Genomic DNA, 19,349 nt, shown 5'->3' with positions numbered 1-19,349 from the left:
CGGGCCGCCTTCTGCGGCCCGGAGCAGGTTTCAGCGGCTGATGGTGGCTTGCAGGGCGTCGATGGAGGACTGGATGCCTGCCTCGGTGGACATGGTGAAATCTTCCATTTCGAGGCTCACCCAGCCATTGTAACCGGCCATGCGCACGACGGAGAAGAACTCCTTCCACCATTGCAGGTCGCGGCCGGCGCCTACCGCCACATAGTTCCAGCTGCGGTTGGCGACGTCAGTCACCTCCTTCAGCTCCAGCAGACCGTTCACATCCGCCAGGCCGCGTTCGATGCGGGTGTCCTTGCCATGGCAATGGTGGATTGCACCGCCCAGCGCACGGGCCGACGCGATGGGATCAGCCCCCATCCACATCAGATGCGACGGATCGAGATTCATGCCCACCGTCGGGCCGACTTCGTTGCGCAGGCGGAGCAGGGTTTCCGGGTTCCAGACAAGCATGGCCGAGAAATTCTCGAGCGCATATTTTTCGACGCCAGCTTCTTTCGCGAGCTTCACGAGCCCATGCCAGAGGGGGAAAGCGCGATCTTCCCACTGGTAACGGTCGCGCTCTGGCATCTCGTTCGGCCAGCTCTTGGTGTAGACAAGCCAGTTCGGCACGGTATCGCCGGGCGCCGCCTCCGGCAGGCCGGACATGGTGACGATCTTCGTCACACCGATTTCACCGGCGAGCCGAACGGTGTCCTCCATTTCCTTCAAGTGGCGCTTGCCCATATCGCCGGGATCGAGCGGGTTGGCGGAGCAATTGAGGGCGGCGATTTCGAGGCCGCGAGCCTCGATTTCCTTGAGCTTGGATTTGAGAAGCCCCTTGTTCGCCAGAAGTTCGTCCGCCCGGAAATGCGGGCCACTGGACCATCCGCCTCCGGTCATCTCGATGCCTTCGACGCCAAGCGCGACGCATTTGTCGAGCATATCTGTGAAGGACAGGTTCGCCATGACATCAGTACAAATCGCGAGTTTCATTGTGTTGTCTTTCCGAAAAATATGGGGACGCGCGTGAGGAGGAGGACGGGAGAGTGGTCCGGCGCGCCCCCGAACTGGTTATGCGAAGTCGACCCAGGCGGCGCCGGCATCGGCCGAGCGGACGCAGTTTTCCAGCCAGCGAACGCCTTCGGTGCCGGCCGTGATGCCGGGATAATGGTGGGTTTTCAGAAAGGCCCTGTCACCGCGATTTGCTGCGTCGATCGCCTGGGCGATCCAGAGGTAGATGTTCGACCAGCTGTCACCGAGGCCTTCGGTATGCAGCGCGCCCATACGATCGATGGCGAGGCTTTCCTGTTCCAGATAAGGCATGCCGTGGTGCAGGATGCGGCCGGGTTCGCCCTGAACCTCGTAGATCAGTTGGTCGGGGTGGGAATCAGACCATTCAAGCGAGGCCTTGGAGCCAACGAAGCGGTAACGCTGCGATCCCATATTGCCGGCATTGACGGAGGAGACCCAGAGGCGGCCGCGTGCGCCATTGTCATAGTGCATCAGAACGGTGGCGTGGTCTTCCAGCGGGGCGCGGGTGGGGATGAAGGCCTTACGGTCGCAGAGCAGCCGTTCCACCTTCATATGCGGCAGCACGACTTCCGAGAGATAATAAAGATGCGTGCCGATATCGCCCAGCACGAAGGTCGGGCCGGCGGTACGGGGATTGGTGCGCCATTTGACGGCCTCGCCCGCGCCCACATCGTCACCGGCATTGAAGCCGTGGGTATATTGCAGGTCAACGATACGGATGTCGCCCAGCATTCCCTTTTTGACCATGGCCGCCATCTGGTGGACGAGTGGATGGCCGGTAAAGCCATAGGTGACGCCGACGATCAGGCCCTTCTGTTCGGCGAGCCGCGCCACTTCATCGCATTCCGCCACGGTGAAGAACAGCGGTTTCTCGCAGACGACATGCAGCCCGGCTTCGAGGCAGGCCTTGGTGATCTCATAATGGGTGAAATTGGGGGTGGCGATGGAGACGACGTCCACGCCGTCTTCACGGGCGGTTTCACCCGCGATCAGCGCCTTGTAATCCGCATAGCAGCGCTCCGCCGCCACGCCGAGATTGACGCCGAAATCGCGGCCCCTTTCGGCATCGAGATCGAAGGCGCCCGCGACGAGCTGGTAGTTGCCGTCGCGCAATGCGCCGGTGCGGTGTTTGTAACCTACCTGTCCCGTGCGTCCGCCGCCCACCATGGCCCAGCGCAGCGGGCGTGAAATCAGTCTTTCTCCGTTGATCATGTCAATCGCCTTTCAATTTGATGTTCCGAATGGTCTGTCGCGTGAGGCAAGGCCTGCCTCGTCATCAGCGCCGGTTTGCCGCGTTATTTCTTGAAATAGAGGTCGATATAGTCCTGCATCTTGGCTCGCATGAACTTGCTCGATTCATCCGCCCTGTCCTCCCAGGCGAAGACGCAGGAGGTCATGATGCCGTCGAAACCGATTTCGGAGAGCGTGCCGAAGAAGTCGTCCCACGGCACTTCGCCCTGGCCGATATTCAGATGCTGATGCACTCGCGCCTGCGTGCCGGGCGGGTTGAGAATGTAGCGAAGCCCGGAACTGGCCTTGTGGTTGAAGGTATCGCCAACATGCACATGCGCCAGCACATCCCTGGCTTCCCGCAGCATCGCCTTGGTGTCGTCGCCGAAATAGAAGGTATGCGGCGCGCAATAGAGGAATTTGACGTTCTTCGAATTGACGGTGCGGATGATGTCGAGCGCCGGCTGCAGCGTCTCGCACCAGTCTTCCGGATGCGGCTCGACATGCAGGCTGATACCTTCGCGTTCGAAGATCGGCACCAGCTCTTCCATCGAGCGCCACCAGGCATCCTCGCAGGCCTCGATCATCGAGCCGGTATGGCAGCAATAACAGGAGCCCTTGTCGGGATGCGGTCCACGGCCGAATTCGGAGTTCATCGTGTCGACCTCCAGTTCGATGGCGATCTCGATGGCGCGTTTCCAGTGTTTGACCGCCGCCTGCCGTTCGGTCTCGTCATTGGAGGCCCAGCGATACATTGGCAGCAGCGAGGCGATGCCGACATCGGCCTCCTTCAAAGCCTTCTTGAAGGACCGGATGCGCTCGGGAAACACACGCGGCGCCTTGAACCATTCGAGGAAATCGGCGCGCGGGCTGAGCTCGATCCAGTCGAAGCCGAGTTCCTTCACTTTGGCTGGGAGGGCTTCGAGGCTGCTAAAACGGTGCATGTGGGGGTCGATGGCGATTTTCATCGGTCTTGATCCTTCTCAATGTTTCAATTGGATGGCGGCGGCGGATGGTCGTCATGACCGGCCATGTAATTTTCCACCTCTGCGCTTAGATCGGCGAGCGCTTCACCACCGGCCATCAGATCAGTGATTTCCTCGCGGGATTTCTCGCCCTTGCGGAAGTTGGCGGCGACCGCGCCACGGATAAGCACGGCGAAATGGTCGCCGACGGCGATGGCATGGGTGACCTGATGGGTGATGAAGATCACCGCTATCCCGCGCTTGCGCGCTGCCAGCACAATGCGCAGAACGTGGGACGCCTGTTTCACGCCCAGCGCTGCCGTCGGCTCGTCAAGGATGAGAACACGTGCGCCAAAATGCACCGCGCGGGCGATGGCGAGCGATTGCCGTTCGCCGCCGGAGAGCCCGCCGATCAGGCGGTCGCCGTCATCGATGCGGGTGATACCGAATTCCTGCACGGCCTTGACGGCGATTTCATTGGCTTTCTTGCGGTCGTAAATCCGGAAGGGCCAGAAACCTTTGGTCGGTTCGGCGCCAACGAAGAAGGAGCGGCCGATGCTCATCAACGGAAAGGTTCCGCCGAACTGATGAACAGTGGAAATCCCCATGCGCTGTGAGTCGCGCGGCCCGTCGAAATTGATCGGCTTTCCATCCATCAACAATTCGCCTGAGCTGGGCTGGTATACGCCAGCCAGCGTCTTGATCAGCGTGGATTTTCCAGCGCCATTGTCTCCCAGCAGGCACAGCACCTCGCCCGCGCGCACCTTCAGCGAGATATCGTGCAGAACATCGATGGGGCCGAAGGATTTATTGACACTCTTAAGTTCGAGAATGGGTGTCGTCATCGTCCGTCCTCACTTCTTCTTCGGTGAATAGGTGAGCGCCATGACGCGGAAGGTGTTGTTCATCAGCACCGCCAAGAGCAGCATGACGCCGATGATGAGGCTTGACCAGTTGCGGTCGAAGGCGGTGAAATAAATACCCTGATTGACGATGGCGAAGGTGATGGTGCCGAGAAAAATGCCGATCACCGAACCGAAGCCGCCGGTCAGCAACACCCCGCCCACGACGACCGCGATGATGGAGTTGAAGATGAAGGTCATGCCTGCCGAGACTTGGGCGACATTGAACAATATGGCCTGACAGACACCGACGAAGGAGGCGCTGACAGAGGAAAGGACGAAAAGCGTCACCGTCAACTTGTCGGTGGGAATACCGGCGTTGCGAGCGCTCACGCGGTCGCCGCCCATGGCGAAGATCCAGTTTCCGAAGGGCGAATAATGGACATAGAAGACATAGATCGCCGTCAGCAGCAGCCACCAGACGATGCTGACCTGAAAACTGCCGCCGATGAACTGTCCGAACAGGAATTTGGCGATTGGACCGGATTGGGCCGGACTTAGCGCCACACTGGTCGTTCCGGTCAGCAGCACCGAAAAACCGAGGATCAGACCCTGCACGGCAAAGAGCGTGCCGAGCGTCACGATCAGGGATGGCACCACGGTTCTTATGACCAGAAAGCCATTGATCAGCCCGACTAGTACACCAAGGCAAAGCGCGCCGATGATACCGAGCCAGATCGGCATGCCGTAATAACCGGAGATAATGGCGACCGTCAGCGCGCCGGCCGGGATCATTGCGCCGATGGAAATATCCAGCTCGCCGGAAATCATCAGTAACCCGACGGGAATGGCGACGATACCAAGATTGGCAGCGACATTCAGCCAGCTTGCGGCGCCGGCGGGTTTCAGAAATTCGATGCTGCCGAAGACAACAAAAAAGGCAAGAACAAAAACAAGGCCGAGAAAGGCGCCCGATTCCGGACGGCGCAAAAGGTCGCCCAACGAGAGATTTTTCACGTCGTTCACTCCACTATTAGTCAAAGGTTTCGAGGCGGTGTCCTTTACCCGTCAGGTCCCGATCCCCGGTACGGCGGGGGTCGGGGCAGGGCGTGTCTCACCGCTCAGCGCGCACCCTTGGCGACGCCGGCAAGCGTGGCTTCGATGTTGGATTTGTCGACAATGCTCGGTCCGGTCAGCAGCGGGGCGGTCGGCAGATCGGTGCCGAAATCGATGGCCGAGGCCAGAAGCGTCACCGCCAGCAGCGATTGCAGATAGGGCTGCTGGTCAATTGCGAAACCCTGCGTTCCGTCCTTGATGCGGTCGAGGCCGGACTGGTTGAGATCGAAAGTGCCGAGCAGGGCGGTTTCGGTTTTGCCGGCCTGCATGACGCCGATGGCGGCCGAATCCGCGTCACCTGCCGAAATGGTAAGGACGCCGTCGATCTTGCCGTCCTGAAGCAGCGTGGCCTTAATCGCTTCGGCGACGGCGGTGGCATCGCCGAAGCTGGTGGCGGGAAGCGGCAGCTGCTTGCCGGTGCCGCCGGCCTTGGTGATGCCGTCAAGGACCCCTTTGCATCGTGCTTCGAGATTGGCGGCGCCAGGAACGGTGTTGACACAGATAACGTTCTTTTTGCCCTGCCTGGCGAAATATTCGCCGCCGGCCACACCGGCCAGATATTCATCGGAGCCGACATAATTGATCGCGCCAAGTTCCCTGGCCTTCTCGTGCCCCCCGGCATTCATGAGAATGACCTTGATGCCGGCATTGATGGCTTCCCGGATCGCTGGGTCCTCGCCTTCCGGAACCCAGTTCGGAATGACGAGGCCGTCGACCTTCTGACTGATGGCGGTCTGGATCAGCTGCACCACATCGGGTGCAAAGTTGTCGTAGGTTTGCAGGCGGAGATAGTTGACCTTGCCACCATTCGCCTCGACCACGAGGCGTGCGTCGTCGACACCTTTTTTGATGAGGTTCCAGAACGCATCGTCATTCTTGCCGCCGACAACGGCGATATTGGCCGCAAACGCACCGGATGCCATCACAAGCGACGCAGCGCCCGCGACCAGAAATTTCCTGAAAAATGCCATTGTTTCCTCCCTGCCCATTCTCCCAACGGGCCCTCATGATGGGATGATTTATATCTTTCATTTTCATAAGAATGGAATTTGTATTTCATTTAATGTTGCATTTCGTATCATTATATGTCATTCAGGAATGATAGGATTGTGAGGCGCCATGAACCGACCGACCATCACCGATCTTGCGAAGGCCGCGGGCGTCAGCATCTCCACGGCGAACCGGCTGCTGCACGGTTCGACCGCCGTGCGACAGGATACGATCGACCAGATTCTCAAGGCGGCGGAGGAAATCGGTTTTTATGGTCTCGGCACCATCAAGGACCGTCGTCGCGAGGCTATGCCTCACCACAGGCTCGGCTTTCTGATGCAGCAATCCCACCGGCCGCTCTATCGGCTTTGGGCGGAAGGGATCATTGCCGCCGCACGCCAGCGGCCGGATAGCATTATCGAGCCGGACGTTGTTTTCGAGGACGATCTTTCGCCGGAGGCCGTCTCCGCCAATCTCCTGAAGATGGGGCAATCCTGCAGCGCAATCGCGGTGGTGACGGCCGACCACCCGCTTGTCAGCCAGGCGATCGACGAACTGCGGGGCAGGGGCGTTCCCGTGGTGACTTATGTGTCCGATCTGTCCGCGGCGAGCCGGGCGGGCTTTGTCGGGACCGATAGCTGGAAACGCGGCCGCACGGCGGCGTGGTTCCTTAGCCAGACGGTGAAGGGCGAGGGAACGGTCGTGCCGCTGATTGGCAGCAATCGTTACCAGTGTCAGGATGTTTCTGATGCGAGTTTTCGCTCCTATATGCGGGAGAACACCCCCGAACTTCAGGTCGCGGAAACGCTGCTGACCCACGAGGAGCCGGAAAATGCCTATGTCATCGTTCGGGACATGATTGCTGCCGAACACGGGCTCAGGGGGATTTATGTCAATGGCGGCGGCATATCTGGTGTTCTGCGCGCACTTCGAGAACTGCCTGTCGAGCGGCAGCGCGGCATAAAAATCATCTGTAACGATATCGGCCCGGAAACGCGCAAGGGCCTCAACGAAGGGCTGATCACCGCATCGCTGCCGCTTCCCCTCGACAGGATGCCGCAGCAGTTGATCGACGTAATGTTACGGCGCATCGAAAACGGTGGTTCGTCCTCCGTCGAACAGCGGATTGTGCCCTTCGAAATCCTGACACCCGAAAGCATCTGGACCTAGCTCGGCATGCTCACCGGAATTTGGAGGCTCATCCGGGCAAGATCGTCCACGGGCTTTCGGCAAAAGCGCACAGCATGATGACTGGACGGAGCGTCGCCTCGAGGCGGCTCCGCACCATGTCGCCAGCGCGATTGCGGAAACCGTTCTCATCGCCCACAAGACCGGCAGAGAGTAACCTCTTCCACATCCTGTTCAGCCAGATTTCTACCGCAGCAGTCAACCCGCGTCGGCGCGTATCCCTGCATGCGTGGTCTGCAGTATTTCCCGCGCAGCAGCCACCAAGTTGTTGAGCGGCCGGTCGTCACGGTAAAAGGGCACTGTCGTCCGGATACGCTGGTGGAGCGTATCGGTGCCGGGTGCACGGCCGGCTTTGTCTGGCTGCATGTCGTAAGCCTGCGCCGCGCTCATGATCTCGATCGCCAGAATGGTTTCCAGATTGCCGATAATCGAAAGTGTCTTGTCGGCAGCGGCGGTGGCATGAGTGAGTATGTCCTCCTGCAGAGCGGAGGTGATGCCGCCATCGAGGCTGGCGGGAACGGCAAGGCGGCGATTTTCTGCGGCAAGCGCTGCGGCCGTGTACTGGATGATCATGAAACCGGAACAGACACCGTCACTTTCTGCCAGAAAGGCAGGCAGCCCGCTGACAAGCGGGTTGACGAGCCGGTCGATACGGCGCTCGGAAATCGCGGCAAGTTCGGCTGCGGCCGTTGCCAGCCCATCCATGGCAAGCCCGAGTGCCGCGCCAACTGCATGGGCCTGGGAATGGACCTCGGGCGCCTGCGGCGTGCCGGTGACAACAGGATTATCCGTGACGCTCGCAAGCTCGCGGTTCACGACGTCGGCGATCTGCGCGACGCTATCCCGAACGGCGCCGTGCACCTGCGGCACGGCGCGCAGGCTGAGCGGATCCTGCGTGCGCGATCCGGCCGACCGGGCAAGAAGCGGGCTTCCGGCCAGGAGTTGGCGCAGGTTCGCGCCGACGGTCTGGATGCCGGGCGAGGCGCGTAGCGCAAGCGGCTCTGCGGCGAAGGGGTCCGCCTGTGCGCCAAGATTTTCATAGCTCATAGCAGCTGCCGCATCGGCCCAGTCGATAAGGGAAGTGGTGCGGGCAAGTGCGAGGCTGGCGAGACCGGTGGCGCAGGGTGTGCCGTTGACGAGACTCAGCCCTTCCTTTGCCTGCAGGACCATGGGTTCGAGGCCGAGCTTTTCCAGCCCTTGTCTGCCGCTGATCAATTCGCTCCCGTGGCGGGCCTGGCCCTCGCCGATCAGTAGGAGGCCTATGGCCGCGGCATGGGTGAGGTAACCCACCGACCCCTTCGAGGGAATGACGGGAAGAATATCGCCATTCAGCAGGGCCAGCAGCGCTTCAACCGTTTTGACCTGCACGCCGGAGTAACCATGCGCGAAGTTGTTGATCTGGGCAGCCATGATGGCGCGCGTTTCTTCGCGCCCGAGCGGTTCTCCGACGCCGCAGGAATGGCTGAGCAGGATGTTTCGGGAGAGGGCCTGCTGTTGCGGACTATCCACGATCACATCGCAGAGCGCACCGACACCCGTATTGATGCCATAACCGCGCACGCGTTTTTCAACGAGCGCATCGACGATGGCGCGGGCCTTGGCGATGCGCCGCCACGCCGTATCCGACAGGGAAAGCGTCGCACCCTTTGCGACGGCGGCGATCTCTTGCCAGGTAAGGGGACGATCAATGGTGACCGTATCAGCCATGCTGGGCTTCCCCCGCACCTGCGCGGCGCTCCACGAAACGGGCGACATAGTCGTTTGCGGGGCTGTTGAGGATCTGGTCCGGTGTTCCCACCTGCACCAGTTTTCCGTCCTTCAGGATCGCGATCTGCGCCCCGATGCGGAGCGCCTCGTCAAGATCGTGGGTGATGAAGACGATGGTCTTGTGCAGGTTCTTTTCGAGCTGCAGCAACTGGTCCTGCATGTCGGCGCGGATCAGCGGATCGAGCGCCGAAAAGGCCTCGTCCATCAGGATGACGTCGGTATCGGCCGCCAGCGCGCGGGCGAGACCCACGCGCTGTTTCATGCCGCCGGAAAGCTGGTGGGGAAACTTGTCCTCGTAGCCTGAAAGGCCGACAGTCTCGATCCACTTCATGCCGATGGGTCGTGCGTCGGCCTTGGTCAGCCCGCGCACGCGCTGGCCATAAACGACGTTCTGCAAGACGGTGCGGTGCGGCATCAGGCCGAAATTCTGGAACACCATGCTGACGCGCCGGTTGCGGAAATCCCGCAGCTCCTTCGCCTTGAGGGCGAGAACATTGTCGTCTCCGACGAGAATCTCGCCGCTCGTCGGCTCGATAAGACGGTTGATGTGGCGCACCAGCGTCGACTTGCCGGAGCCGGAGAGGCCCATGATCACGAAAATGCGGCCGCCCGCTATATCGAGGCTGACATTGTCGAGGCCGACGCTGCATCCCGTCTTCGCCAGGATTTCGCTCTTTTCCGCGCCCTGCTGCGCCATGGCGAGCGCAGCCTTCCAGTTGCCGCCGAAGATCTTGGACACGTTGCGGATATGGATATCAGTCATTGCCCATTTCCTTCCGGCTGGATCGGCCAAAACCCTGGGTGATACGATCGAGCACGATTGCGAGAATAACGATGCCGAGACCCGCTTCGAGGCCCTTACCGACATCAAGCGTCTGGATGCCGTTCAGCACCTGTTCGCCAAGACCGCGCGCACCGATCATCGAGGCGACGACGACCATGGAAAGCGCCATCATGATCGTCTGGTTGAGACCGGCCATGATCGTGGGTGTGGCAAGCGGCAATTCGACGCCGAAAAGGATCTGTCTCGGGCTGCCGCCAAAGGCGGTCGCCGCCTCCACCACTTCCCGGTCCACCTGCCGGATGCCGAGATCGGTCAGGCGGATCAACGGCGGCACGGCATAAACGATGGTGGCAAGTACGGCCGGGACTTTGCCGAGGCCGAACAGCATGATGGCGGGGATGAGATACACGAAGCTCGGCATGGTCTGCATGACATCGAGGATCGGCAGGGTGATACGCCGGGCCCATTCGCTTTTGGCAAGCAGGATACCCATTGGCACGCCGATGACGATGGAGATGACGCTGGCAATCAGCATCAGCGCCAGCGTCTGCATCGTCAGGTCCCAGAGACCGAGCGCACCGACGATGAAAAGCATCACCGCCACCATGATGACGAGCGAAATCTTTTTCGCCGCGAACCAGGCGAGCACCAGGAAGACCAGAAAAATGACCCACCACGGCAGACCGCGCAGCGCCCATTCCACGAAGAGGATCGCCTGCAGGATCGTCTGTGAGATCGCCTTGAAAAGGTAGCCGTAGTTTACCACCAGCGAGCGCACGATCTCATTGATCGGGCCGCGGATGGAAATATGGAAAACTTCAGGAAACATTGGTGTCGTCCTCGCGCCTGCCGACCCCATTTCCGGGAGGCCGGCCCCTGTCCTGACGGGAAAATGCGCGCCGGAAGTCCGGCGCGCCTGCGATGTTTACTTGACGGCGGCTTCGATACGCGCCTTGGCGTCCGCAGAAACCCAGCTGCTCCAGATATCGGCCTTGGTCTGAAGGAAGGTCTTGGCGGCGGCTGTCGCATCGACCTGCTTGTCGGTCATGTAGGCGAGGCTGGCGTTGATTTCCGTCAGCGGGAAGGTTGCCTTTTCAAGGATAGCGATGATCTCAGGCGCTTCCTTGGCAAAGGTGCTGTTCACGCCATAGGCCACCTCGACGGAGGGGAAGGCGCAACCGGCGTCGCGCTTTCCATCCGCGCTTGTCAGTTCCTTCCAGCAGGCGTCGCTATAGGCCGGCTCCTGCAGCTGGACGAGCTTGTATTTGCCCATGATTGCCGTGGGGCTCCAGTAGTAGAACAGCATCGGCTCGCCCTGGAGATAGGCGGCGGCAATTGCGGCATCGAGCGCAGTGCCGGTGCCCGGGCGGAAGTTCACATAGTTTGCTTCCAGCTTGTATGCCTGCAGCTTGGCGGTGTTGACGCCTTCGCAGGTCCAGCCCGACGGGCAATTGAGGAAGCGGCCCTTGGTAGGCTCTTCCGGGTCCTTGAACAGTTCGACGATCTTCGGATCGGAAAGCTGGTCGACGCTCTTCAGGTCCGGAGCTTTGGCTTCGATGCCTTTTGCGGGGTCGCCCTTGATCAGATATTCCGGCACGAACCAGCCTTCGGCGGCGCCGACGAAGGTCTTGCCAACTGACGTGACCTGGCCTGCTTCCGCAGCCTTGTTCCAGACGTCGGAGCGGCCGATCCATTCTTCAGCGAAGATCTGCACGTCATTATTGGCGGTTGCCTGTTCCAGCGTCACGGAGTTGCCGGGAATGGAATCGACCTTGCAATCATAGCCCTTGGAAAGGATTTCCTTCATGACTTCGGTGATGAAAGCGCCGCTTTCCCAGTCGATGCCGGCGAAGGTGATGGTCTTTCCTGCGCTGCAATAGCCTTCCGCCTTGGCCGCGCCTGCGGACGCTCCCATGATGAGCGCGGTGGTGGCCAGCGCGATTTTCAGTTTTGAATTCAGCATTGCATTCCCCTTTTGGTTTGATGATTGGCAATTTGCTGGCATGCGTGAACCGGGCGCGCCCTGGGCAGGTGTTTGCCCCTGAGCCCGGTGGTCATTGATGCATTTCATATCCCGTCAAAATCGGCGGCCGGGCGCTCGTCGAATCAATATGGAATTCGATGTTCACCTCGAAGCGGCGTGCCGGAAGTTCACTATACAACTTTGGGAAATTCGCATGGGGTGCGCGTATCGGCGACTTTGGGTCGAACGCGCCTGCGGCTGGCCGGTTCTGAAAAGGATGAGCTTTCAGCGCATATTGCCCAAGCGAGCCTTCAAATACAGCTTTAGCTCCGGCATGGCAGCTGCTGCCCTTGCGCTGAGCGGGCATTTGAATATCGCTCCGACCGTCGGCGGGAGACTTGCGGCTGCCAGAGATCGAGTCTTCGCTCGCCATTATTTTCCCCTCAAGTTGTATATGTAACTTCACATATTTGCGAAAGACAAGCAAGATAGGATGTGATAATTTTGTGCTTGCGCGGATTCTGGCTGCGTTTTGTGCAGTCGCCCGATTTTTAGGAGTTTTAATGCTGCCCGTCATCGAAAGCGAGTTTTCTGTCTCGGGCGATCGCTCCTCCCTGCCGCTGTATGAGCGGGTGAAGGAACAGATCAAGGAAAAGATCGCCAGCGGAGAGTGGTTGACGAACCACAGGATACCCTCAGAAAACGAGATGGTCGACATGCTGGGTGTCAGCCGCATGACGGCAAACCGCGCCTTGCGGGAGCTGGCAACCGAGGGGGTGATTGTTCGCGTGCAGGGGCGCGGGTCTTTCGTCGCTCCTAAAAAGCGAAGCGCCGGCATGATGGGCGTGCGTAACATCGCCGACGAGATCAAGGAGCGCGGTTCAACCCATCGGCCAAGCCTGATCCTCGCCCAGACGGAAGTTTGCGGTCCGGATCTCGCAACGGCGCTCGAGATCGCCGTGGGAGCGAAAGTTTTCCACTCCATCATCGTGCACCATGAAGATGACGTGCCGATCCAGCTCGAAGATCGCTTCGTCAATGCGGAGATCGCTCCGGATTATCTGATGCAGGATTTCAATACGCTCACGCCGAATGCCTATCTGACGGCGGCGGCACCTATTTCCCGGACCGAGCAGTTCATCGAGGCGGCGTCGCCACAGCCCTGGGAATGCAAGCTGATGGCCATCAGCCGAAACGAGCCCTGCCTTCTCGTGCGCCGCAGAACCTGGTCGTCGAGCCGTGCCGTCACGTCCGTGCGGCTGCTCTATCCCGGTTCCCGATACCGGCTTGAAAGTCAGGAATAGAGGTCTGCGGCCGCGTGCAGTGATGCCTATGCCAGCAGCCCGCGCATGATCAGTTCGAGATGAATCTTCAGAACGGCCTGCCTGTCTAAAATGCGCCGGTCGTTGAAAATCAGCCGAAACACCAATGTTCCAACCATGGGCGACATCACGACCTTGGCGAGTTCGGGGGGATTGGCCCTGAACCTTTTTTTCGCCACGCCTTCCTCGAGGATCGTATTGATGCGCTCGAAGACCGGCGCCATCAACGTGTCATGATGCTGGTCGATGAGATCGGGGAATTTTGCGCCTTCCGCAAGGATGAGGCGGAACAGTTCCCGCATTTTCTTGTTGTCGACGAGTGCGTCGAACATGAATTCCAGTAACAGGCGCAGCTCCTCGACGGGGTCGTCGGATGTATGCGCATAGGCCTTGAACGCTTCCTGGAATGGCTGGGAGGCGTGCTTGACCATTGCCTCGAAGAGCGCCTCCTTGGTTTCGAAATAGACGTAAACCGTCCCTTTCGTCACACCCACCCGTTCCGCGATGTCTTCTACCCGTGTCGCGGTAAATCCCCTTTTGGTGAATTCCTCGAATGCGGCATCGAGAATTTGCAACGGACGTTGTATCTTCTGTTCAGCACGTGTCAGTTTTGCTTTCGCCATGGCCCCGGATCCCTTTGTTTTTTCGGCGCGTGCCCTTCTGTCCGTCGCGATAGGCGGAAATGAGAGATGGTTTGCCTATAGCACCGGCGCAAAAACCGGAATGGATTTTTGTGAAGGCGCGCATGCTTCAATATGCCGGAACATTGCCGATGCGCCCGCAAGGATATGCCGGACGAAGTGGAATGATCATTCGGGAGGCTGGCCCGATGTTCCGGACAGATCCCGATCGGCGGCATAAGAATTTCATTGACTATTCAGTCAGTCAAATATTATAGGATGAGGCGAAGATCAAGAGGTCACCATGAAAACCATCCTTATCGCGGCGGCGCTTGGCGGCATTTTCGCCCTGTCGTCCTGCAGCAATGAAGAGCCGCCTGCGGAAAAGCCGCTGCGCACCGTCGGCGTGGTCGCGGCTGAGAAGAAGCCCGTCGATCGCGGCAGCGTCATAACGGGTGAAGTGAGAGCAAGGGTCCAGACGGACCTGTCTTTCCGGGTCAGCGGCAAGATCACCGAGCGGCTGGTGGATGTGGGTACACGGGTCAAGACCGGGCAATTGCTTGCCCGCATGGATCCTGAAGAGCAAAAGGCCGATCTCGATGTTGCGCTCGCCAACCTGCAATCCGCAGAAGCGCAGCAGACGCAGGCGCAATTGACGTTCGACCGTCAGCAAAGCCTGTTCAGGACGCAGGTGACCTCGCGTTCAGCGGTCGACAAGGCCCAGGAAACCCTGCTGACGACGCAGGGCGCGGTGAGATCGGCGCAGGCGCAGCTCGACACGGCACGGGATGCCTTGTCCTACACCGAACTCAGGGCCGATGCGGACGGCGTGATCACGGCGCGCAACGTCGAAGTCGGCCAGGTGGCGCAGGCCGCCCAGCTTGTCTTCACGCTGGCGCATGACGGACCGCGCGATGCGGTCTTCGATGTCTATGAATCCCTGTTTCTCGAGCGCGACATCGACAATCTCGTCAATGTCAGCCTCCTGTCGGATCCCACCCGCAGCGTTGCGGCGCCAGTGCGGGAGATTTCTCCGACGATCGACCCCGACAATGGAACGATCAGGGTCAAGGTGGGTCTGAACGGTGATCTGACCATGCCGCTCGGGGCGCCTGTATCCGGCCATTTCCGCTTCAAGCAGGTCGATGCGATTGAGCTTCCGTGGTCGGCGATGACGTCGCAGGACGGCTTTCCCGCCGTCTGGGTGGTCGATCCGCAATCCTCGGAAATCGCCATGCGGCGCGTCGAGGTCGCTGACTACGAGACCGGTCAATTCGTCATCGCGCAAGGACTTAATCCCGGCGATCTCGTCGTCACCGTCGGGACCAAATTTCTCCGCACCGGTGAAAAAGTCGCCTATGAAAAGGGGCAGGCACAATAATGTCCAGTATATACAGAAGCTTGTTTTTGGTGGCTGTGGCGATTGCGGTCTCCTCCTGCGAGGAGAAGCAGGAAGCCGCCGCCGAGGCGCCGCGTCCGGTACTTTCCGTCGTCGTGGAAGAGAAGCCCGCCGATGCGCTGCGGCTGACCGGCACGGTGGAATCGCGTATTCAGACCGATCTCGGTTTTCGTGTTCTCGGTCGGATCATCGCCCGCAATGTCGATGTGGCCGATCTGGTCAAGAAAGGCGATGTGGTCGCGTCGATCGATCCGCTGGCGCTCGAGCTTGCGGTGAAGAGTGCGCAATCCGATCTTTCCAATGCGGAAGCGCAGCTGGCCAACGCGGTCACGACGGAACAGCGTCAGCGCGTGCTGGCTGAAGCCCGCAGCGGCACGGAAGCCGCACTGGAAGAAGCCGAACAGGCAACACGCACCGCCAACGCCGCCGTCGCCAAGGCCCGCGCCAATCTGGACAAGGCCGAGGAGCAGCTGGGTTATGCGCAGCTGCATGCGGAATTTGACGGCGTGGTGACGGCAACCTCAGGCGAAATCGGTCAGGTTGTTTCGGCCGGCCAAACGGTCGTGACGATTGCCCGGCCGGAAGTGCGCGATGTGGTGGTCGATGTTCCGCAATTTGCGGCGCAGCGGCTCGAGATCGGTTCCGCCTTCGAGATCGCCCTGCAGCTTGACCCGAAAATCCGCACCACCGGCGTGGTGCGCGAGATCGCTCCGGAAGCCGAAACGGCAACGCGCACGCGCCGCACGAAGATCAGCCTGCAGGATGCGCCGCCGGCATTCAGGCTGGGTTCCGTCGTCACGGCCTCGGTGCTTGCCGCATCCGAACCGCAGATCATGCTTCCCGCATCAGCCCTGCTGAAAACAGATAGTGGGTGGGGTGTCTGGATCGTCAATGCCGACAAGGCAACGGTGACGTTGCGCCCTGTCACGATAGAAGGTGAGCCGACTGAGGGCGGCAGCGTGCGTATCACCGACGGCGTCAAGCCCGGCGAGCGCGTCGCTAGCGCCGGTGTTCACAAGCTCAAGGATGGACAGGCCATCAGGATCGATCAGGAGGTCCGTCAGTGAAGAAATTCAATCTCTCCGACTGGGCGCTCGAACACCGTTCGCTCGTCTGGTACTTCATGCTGGTCTTCGTTCTCGCCGGCGTTTTCTCCTATCTCAACCTCGGCCGTGAGGAAGATCCGAACTTCACCATCAAGACGATGGTGATCAGCGCGCAATGGCCCGGTGCTTCCGCGGAGGAAGTGGCCCGGCAGGTGACCGACCGGATCGAGAAGAAGCTCGAGGAGCTCGACAATCTCGACCATCTGCGCAGCCAGACGGTGGCTGGCCGCACCACAATCTTCGTGGAACTGGTGCCGGAAACCAAGGCACGCAATGTCGAACCGACCTGGGTGCGGGTGCGCAACATGATCGGCGACATCAAAGGGGAGTTTCCCTCCGGCGTGGTCGGCCCCTTCTTCAATGACCGTTTCGGAGATGTCTATGGCAATATCTACGCCTTCACCAGCGATGGTCTCAGCCAGCGGCAATTGCGCGATTTGGTGGAGGATGCCCGTGCAAAGGTGCTGACCGTCGACAATATCGGCAAGGTCGATGTCATCGGCGCGCAGGACGAGACGATCTATCTGGAGTTCTCCACGCGGCAGATCGCAGCCCTCGGCATCGATCAACAGTCGATCATCAAGACGCTGCAATCCCAGAACGCCGTCACGCAATCCGGCTTCGTTAATGCCGGGCCTGAGCGTGTGGCGCTGCGCGTCAGCGGCCAGTTCACCTCTGAAGACAGCCTGCGGTCCATCAATCTGCGGGTCAACAACCGGTTCTTCCCACTGACGGAAGTGGCGACGATCAGGCGCGGTTATGTCGATCCGCCATCATCGCTGTTCCGTTTTAACGGCCAGCCGGCTATCGGCCTTGCGATCGGCATGAAAACCGGCGCGAACCTGCTGCATTTCGGCGAGGCGCTGGATGCACAGATGAAGCGTGTGGTGGCGGATCTGCCTGTTGGTGTCGATGTGCATCGTGTATCCGATCAGCCGGCCGTGGTCGATGAAGCGGTCTCCGGCTTCACTTCGGCGCTGTTCGAGGCGATTGCAATCGTTCTCGTCATAAGCTTCATCAGCCTTGGCCTCAGAGCCGGCATGGTGGTTGCCGTTTCCATTCCGCTCGTGCTGGCGATCACCTTCGTCTACATGGAATACACAGGCATTTCGCTGCAACGTATCTCGCTCGGCGCCCTTATCATTGCGCTCGGGCTTCTCGTCGACGATGCGATGATTGCCGTCGAGATGATGGTCGCGCGGCTCGAGGTCGGAGACGATCTCAGAAAAGCGGCGACCTATGTTTACACCTCCACCGCTTTCCCGATGCTGACGGGCACGCTGGTCACCGTGGCAGGCTTCATTCCGGTCGGTCTCAACAACTCCGCGGCGGGTGAATTCACCTTCACGCTTTTTGTGGTGATCGCCGTTTCGCTCATCGTATCGTGGATCGTCGCCGTCCTTTTCACGCCGCTTCTCGGCGTCACGATCCTGCCGAAGACGATGAAATCGCACCATGAAAAGAAGGGCCGGTTCGCCTCCGCCTTTTCCTGGCTCCTCGGGCGGGCGCTGCGCTGGCGCTGGGTGACGATCATCCTCACCATTGCCCTCTTCGGCCTTTCCGTCGGCGGCATGAGCCTCGTGCAGCAGCAGTTCTTCCCGTCATCCGACCGTGTGGAGTTGATCGTCGACTGGAACCTGCCGCAGAACAGCTCGATTGCCGAAACCAACCGGCAGATGGCGCAGTTCGAGCAGGAAATGTTGGCGAAAAATACGGATATCGACCATTGGACGACCTATGTCGGCGAAGGCGCACCGCGTTTCATCCTGTCCTTCGACGTGCAGACACCTGACGTCACCTTCGGCCAGACGGTCATCGTCACCAAGGGGCTGGATGTGCGCGACAAGGTGCGTGCCGAGCTGCAGGATTATCTGGACCGGACATTCATCGGCACCGACGCCTTCGTGAAATTGCTCGATATCGGTCCTCCCGTCGGGAAACCGGTCCAATATCGCCTGAGCGGTCCTGATATCCAGAAGGTCCGCGAACTCGGTCAGCAATTGTCCGGTATCGTCGGTGAACATCAGCTGCTCTCGAACCTCGTGATGGACTGGAACGAGCCGACGCGCGTGGTGAAGGTCGATGTCATCCAGGACAAGGCCCGGCAGCTCGGCGTCTCCTCGGAAGATATCGCCAATGCCATGAACAGCATTGTCGAGGGTTCTACCGTGACCCAGGTCAGGGACGATATTTACCTCGTCAACGTGGTGGCGCGCGCGCAACTGGCAGAGCGGGGGTCCATCGAGACATTACAGAACCTGCAACTGCCGGCGACAAACGGCAAGGCCGTGCCGCTCTCGGCGATTGCCAATTTCCGCTACGAACTGGAGCAGCCGACCATCTGGCGTCGTGACAGGATCCCGACAGTCACCGTCAAGGCCGCGATTATCGGCCCAACACAGCCAGCCACGATCGTGGAGCAGCTGAAGCCGAAACTCGAGGCTTTCGAGAAAACGCTTCCCGTCGGTTACAAGATGGAAGTCGGTGGCTCCGTGGAATCCAGCGCGGATTCGCAGGCTCCGATCGTTGCCGTGGTGCCCTTGATGCTGTTTGCGATGGCGACGATCCTGATGGTTCAGCTGCAAAGCTTCAGCCGGCTGTTCCTGGTCTTCGCCGTCGCGCCGACGGCCTTGATCGGCGTCGTGGTGGCGCTGCTCTTCTCCAATGCGCCGATGGGCTTCGTTGCCATTCTCGGCGTGCTGGCGCTGATCGGTATCCTGATCCGCAACTCGGTCATTCTGGTGGTGCAGATCGAGCATCTGAGAAGCGAAGGGGTCTCGGCATGGCATGCCGTCATCGAGGCGACCGAGCACCGCATGCGGCCGATCATGCTGACGGCGGCGGCCGCCACCCTTGCCCTCATCCCCATCTCCCGGGAGATATTCTGGGGTCCGATGGCCTATGCGATGATGGGCGGCATCGTGGTGGGTACGGCGCTCACGCTGCTTTTCCTCCCCGCGCTCTATGTCGCTTGGTTCCGCATTCCGCGTGAGGATGACAAGCCGGAGGGAACAGAAATCAAGGCGTGACATCGGTGCGGGGCGAG

Annotated in this window: 17 protein-coding genes; 5 read left to right on the top strand and 12 right to left on the bottom strand. The window is 60.1% G+C overall.

All coding sequences use genetic code 11. The features are described from left to right. Positions 1 to 30 precede the first annotated feature (30 nt). The 6 genes from QRN60_RS18370 to QRN60_RS18345 all read right to left on the bottom strand — a co-directional run bounded on the left by QRN60_RS18370 (position 31) and on the right by QRN60_RS18345 (position 6,135). The gene (locus QRN60_RS18370; RefSeq protein ID WP_129565452.1) at positions 31 to 972 is read right to left on the bottom strand and encodes a sugar phosphate isomerase/epimerase family protein; all 942 of its coding nucleotides are present in this window, start codon (positions 970 to 972) and stop codon (positions 31 to 33) included. A gap of 78 nt (positions 973 to 1,050) precedes the next feature. Beyond that, positions 1,051 to 2,223, bottom strand: a complete 1,173-nt coding sequence (locus tag QRN60_RS18365) for a Gfo/Idh/MocA family protein (protein WP_080864716.1) — start codon at positions 2,221 to 2,223, stop codon at positions 1,051 to 1,053. Positions 2,224 to 2,306: 83 nt separating this feature from the next. Next, positions 2,307 to 3,209, bottom strand: a complete 903-nt coding sequence (locus QRN60_RS18360; RefSeq protein ID WP_131860935.1) for a sugar phosphate isomerase/epimerase family protein — start codon at positions 3,207 to 3,209, stop codon at positions 2,307 to 2,309. Between the two features lie 23 nt (positions 3,210 to 3,232). Next, positions 3,233 to 4,051: an ATP-binding cassette domain-containing protein gene (locus QRN60_RS18355; RefSeq protein ID WP_284766190.1), complete on the bottom strand. Its 819-nt coding sequence runs from the start codon at positions 4,049 to 4,051 to the stop codon at positions 3,233 to 3,235. Between the two features lie 9 nt (positions 4,052 to 4,060). Then, positions 4,061 to 5,065, bottom strand: coding sequence for an ABC transporter permease (locus QRN60_RS18350; protein ID WP_165001486.1), 1,005 nt, complete (start codon positions 5,063 to 5,065; stop codon positions 4,061 to 4,063). 104 nt (positions 5,066 to 5,169) lie between these two features. Then, positions 5,170 to 6,135: a substrate-binding domain-containing protein gene (locus QRN60_RS18345; RefSeq protein WP_060723116.1), complete on the bottom strand. Its 966-nt coding sequence runs from the start codon at positions 6,133 to 6,135 to the stop codon at positions 5,170 to 5,172. Between the two features lie 148 nt (positions 6,136 to 6,283). Between QRN60_RS18345 and QRN60_RS18340 the strand changes: the two genes are divergently transcribed. Beyond that, positions 6,284 to 7,324: a LacI family DNA-binding transcriptional regulator gene (locus tag QRN60_RS18340; protein ID WP_284766188.1), complete on the top strand. Its 1,041-nt coding sequence runs from the start codon at positions 6,284 to 6,286 to the stop codon at positions 7,322 to 7,324. Positions 7,325 to 7,540: 216 nt separating this feature from the next. Here QRN60_RS18340 and QRN60_RS18335 read toward each other — a convergent pair whose 3' ends face one another. The 5 genes from QRN60_RS18335 to QRN60_RS18315 all read right to left on the bottom strand — a co-directional run bounded on the left by QRN60_RS18335 (position 7,541) and on the right by QRN60_RS18315 (position 12,433). Then, positions 7,541 to 9,049, bottom strand: a complete 1,509-nt coding sequence (locus QRN60_RS18335; protein WP_129565488.1) for an HAL/PAL/TAL family ammonia-lyase — start codon at positions 9,047 to 9,049, stop codon at positions 7,541 to 7,543. After that, positions 9,042 to 9,872 (bottom strand): quaternary amine ABC transporter ATP-binding protein, encoded by an 831-nt coding sequence (locus tag QRN60_RS18330; protein WP_003506071.1) that lies wholly within the window; start codon positions 9,870 to 9,872, stop codon positions 9,042 to 9,044. The genes QRN60_RS18335 and QRN60_RS18330 overlap by 8 nt, the downstream gene beginning before the upstream one ends. Continuing rightward, a complete protein-coding gene (locus QRN60_RS18325; RefSeq protein ID WP_060723119.1) occupies positions 9,865 to 10,722 on the bottom strand; it encodes an ABC transporter permease in 858 nt (285 codons plus the stop codon). The genes QRN60_RS18330 and QRN60_RS18325 overlap by 8 nt, the downstream gene beginning before the upstream one ends. Before the next feature lie 96 nt (positions 10,723 to 10,818). After that, a complete protein-coding gene (locus tag QRN60_RS18320) occupies positions 10,819 to 11,856 on the bottom strand; it encodes an ABC transporter substrate-binding protein (protein WP_060723120.1) in 1,038 nt (345 codons plus the stop codon). Between the two features lie 91 nt (positions 11,857 to 11,947). Beyond that, a complete protein-coding gene (locus tag QRN60_RS18315) occupies positions 11,948 to 12,433 on the bottom strand; it encodes a hypothetical protein (protein WP_236734553.1) in 486 nt (161 codons plus the stop codon). Here QRN60_RS18315 and hutC point away from each other — a divergent pair. Continuing rightward, positions 12,420 to 13,160, top strand: a complete 741-nt coding sequence (gene hutC, locus QRN60_RS18310; protein WP_020012277.1) for a histidine utilization transcriptional repressor HutC — start codon at positions 12,420 to 12,422, stop codon at positions 13,158 to 13,160. The two genes, QRN60_RS18315 and hutC, sit on opposite strands and share 14 nt — an antisense overlap. A gap of 26 nt (positions 13,161 to 13,186) precedes the next feature. Here hutC and QRN60_RS18305 read toward each other — a convergent pair whose 3' ends face one another. After that, a complete protein-coding gene (locus QRN60_RS18305) occupies positions 13,187 to 13,801 on the bottom strand; it encodes a TetR/AcrR family transcriptional regulator (protein ID WP_003506076.1) in 615 nt (204 codons plus the stop codon). 301 nt (positions 13,802 to 14,102) lie between these two features. Here QRN60_RS18305 and QRN60_RS18300 point away from each other — a divergent pair, with 301 nt between their 5' ends. From QRN60_RS18300 to QRN60_RS18290, 3 genes are read left to right on the top strand one after another with little or no spacing between them, the layout of a single operon-like run. Then, entirely contained in the window at positions 14,103 to 15,179 is a 1,077-nt protein-coding gene (locus QRN60_RS18300; RefSeq protein ID WP_003506077.1) for an efflux RND transporter periplasmic adaptor subunit, read from the top strand. Beyond that, on the top strand, positions 15,179 to 16,264 hold the full coding sequence (locus tag QRN60_RS18295; RefSeq protein WP_020808556.1) for an efflux RND transporter periplasmic adaptor subunit: 1,086 nt from the start codon (positions 15,179 to 15,181) through the stop codon (positions 16,262 to 16,264). The genes QRN60_RS18300 and QRN60_RS18295 overlap by 1 nt, the downstream gene beginning before the upstream one ends. After that, positions 16,261 to 19,332: an efflux RND transporter permease subunit gene (locus tag QRN60_RS18290; protein ID WP_020808555.1), complete on the top strand. Its 3,072-nt coding sequence runs from the start codon at positions 16,261 to 16,263 to the stop codon at positions 19,330 to 19,332. Before QRN60_RS18295 ends, QRN60_RS18290 begins: the two co-directional genes overlap by 4 nt. Positions 19,333 to 19,349: the final 17 nt, after the last annotated feature.

Origin of the sequence: Agrobacterium sp. CFBP2214 (genome assembly GCF_030209895.1) — a bacterium.
GTDB classification, from domain to species: Bacteria; Pseudomonadota; Alphaproteobacteria; order Rhizobiales; family Rhizobiaceae; genus Agrobacterium; species Agrobacterium radiobacter.
This window is presented reverse-complemented; position numbering and strand designations above follow the sequence as displayed.

What these genes read in the sequence shown, in the direction of transcription:
- QRN60_RS18295 (WP_020808556.1), top strand. Translation starts at nt 15,179, where the DNA reads ATGTCCAGTATATACAGAAGCTTGTTTTTGGTGGCTGTGGCGATTGCG.
- hutC (WP_020012277.1), top strand. Translation starts at nt 12,420, where the DNA reads ATGCTGCCCGTCATCGAAAGCGAGTTTTCTGTCTCGGGCGATCGCTCC.
- QRN60_RS18300 (WP_003506077.1), top strand. Translation starts at nt 14,103, where the DNA reads ATGAAAACCATCCTTATCGCGGCGGCGCTTGGCGGCATTTTCGCCCTG.
- QRN60_RS18305 (WP_003506076.1), bottom strand. Translation starts at nt 13,801, where the DNA reads ATGGCGAAAGCAAAACTGACACGTGCTGAACAGAAGATACAACGTCCG.
- QRN60_RS18315 (WP_236734553.1), bottom strand. Translation starts at nt 12,433, where the DNA reads ATGACGGGCAGCATTAAAACTCCTAAAAATCGGGCGACTGCACAAAAC.
- QRN60_RS18330 (WP_003506071.1), bottom strand. Translation starts at nt 9,872, where the DNA reads ATGACTGATATCCATATCCGCAACGTGTCCAAGATCTTCGGCGGCAAC.
- QRN60_RS18335 (WP_129565488.1), bottom strand. Translation starts at nt 9,049, where the DNA reads ATGGCTGATACGGTCACCATTGATCGTCCCCTTACCTGGCAAGAGATC.
- QRN60_RS18360 (WP_131860935.1), bottom strand. Translation starts at nt 3,209, where the DNA reads ATGAAAATCGCCATCGACCCCCACATGCACCGTTTTAGCAGCCTCGAA.
- QRN60_RS18370 (WP_129565452.1), bottom strand. Translation starts at nt 972, where the DNA reads ATGAAACTCGCGATTTGTACTGATGTCATGGCGAACCTGTCCTTCACA.
- QRN60_RS18345 (WP_060723116.1), bottom strand. Translation starts at nt 6,135, where the DNA reads ATGGCATTTTTCAGGAAATTTCTGGTCGCGGGCGCTGCGTCGCTTGTG.
- QRN60_RS18355 (WP_284766190.1), bottom strand. Translation starts at nt 4,051, where the DNA reads ATGACGACACCCATTCTCGAACTTAAGAGTGTCAATAAATCCTTCGGC.
- QRN60_RS18320 (WP_060723120.1), bottom strand. Translation starts at nt 11,856, where the DNA reads ATGCTGAATTCAAAACTGAAAATCGCGCTGGCCACCACCGCGCTCATC.
- QRN60_RS18365 (WP_080864716.1), bottom strand. Translation starts at nt 2,223, where the DNA reads ATGATCAACGGAGAAAGACTGATTTCACGCCCGCTGCGCTGGGCCATG.
- QRN60_RS18340 (WP_284766188.1), top strand. Translation starts at nt 6,284, where the DNA reads ATGAACCGACCGACCATCACCGATCTTGCGAAGGCCGCGGGCGTCAGC.
- QRN60_RS18325 (WP_060723119.1), bottom strand. Translation starts at nt 10,722, where the DNA reads ATGTTTCCTGAAGTTTTCCATATTTCCATCCGCGGCCCGATCAATGAG.